This window comes from Methylobacterium gnaphalii, assembly GCF_007992215.1.
GTDB lineage: Bacteria > Pseudomonadota > Alphaproteobacteria > Rhizobiales > Beijerinckiaceae > Methylobacterium > Methylobacterium gnaphalii.
Genome location: NZ_BJZV01000110.1, coordinates 1 through 834, shown reverse-complemented (window position 1 = coordinate 834; position 834 = coordinate 1). Strand labels below are relative to the sequence as shown.

Genomic DNA, 834 nt, shown 5'->3' with positions numbered 1-834 from the left:
AGGCTCCGGACCCATAAATTTGGCTTGGCCGGAAGCGGCATGATTCAAGGCTCCCGATGGAGGAGCGGATGGATCATTTTTGGCTGACGGACGAGCAGTTTGCGAAGATCGCACCGCACCTCCCGACCGACACGCGGGGCAAAGAGCGGGTGGACGATCAGCGCGTGATCAGCGGGATCGTCCACGTGCTGAAGAGCGGAGGCCGCTGGGCGGACGCACCACGGGAAGTCTACGGGCCGAAGAAGACCCTCTACAATCGCTTCGTACGCTGGGCAGCCAAGGACGTCTGGGTCGGACTGTTCGAGACACTCGCACAGTCTGGCGGCCCACCGGCGCAAGTGCTGATCGACTCCTCGGCCGTGAAGGCGCACCGCTGCGCTTCCGGCGGCAAAGGGGGGAACAAAACCAAGCCATTGGCCGCTCGCGCGGTGGGCGCACGACCAAGATCCACGCGCTCACCGATCGGCTCGGACGCCCGCTCGTCTTCCTGCTAACCGGCGGACAGGTCGCCGACTGTAGGGCTGGCGCCCTGCTCTTGGAGCATCTGCCTGCCTGTTCGATCTTGCTGGCCGACAAAGGCTACGACAGCGACGCCATCCGTCGGCAGATTGAGGCGTCCGGAGCCGCGCCCAACATCCCGCCCAAGGCCAATCGGCGCTGGAAGCCGTGCTTCTCGCCTGTGCTCTACCGAGGGCGCAATGCGATCGAGCGCATGTTCGGGCGTCTCAAAGACTTCCGCCGCATCGCCACCCGATACGACCGCCTGGCCACCAATTACCTCGCTGCCGTCTGCCTCGCTGCAACCGTCAGCTACTGGTTATGAGTCCGGAGCCT

Annotated in this window: 1 protein-coding gene; it reads left to right on the top strand. The window is 64.6% G+C overall.

What is annotated here, in order from left to right; all coding sequences use genetic code 11:
* Positions 1-68: 68 nt before the first annotated feature.
* Positions 69-823 (top strand): IS5 family transposase gene (locus MGN01_RS23315; RefSeq protein WP_147049164.1). Its coding sequence is split into 2 segments (ribosomal slippage): positions 69-399 and positions 399-823, totalling 756 coding nucleotides; the frame shifts between segments, so codons are not numbered across the junction.
* Positions 824-834 lie beyond the last annotated feature (11 nt).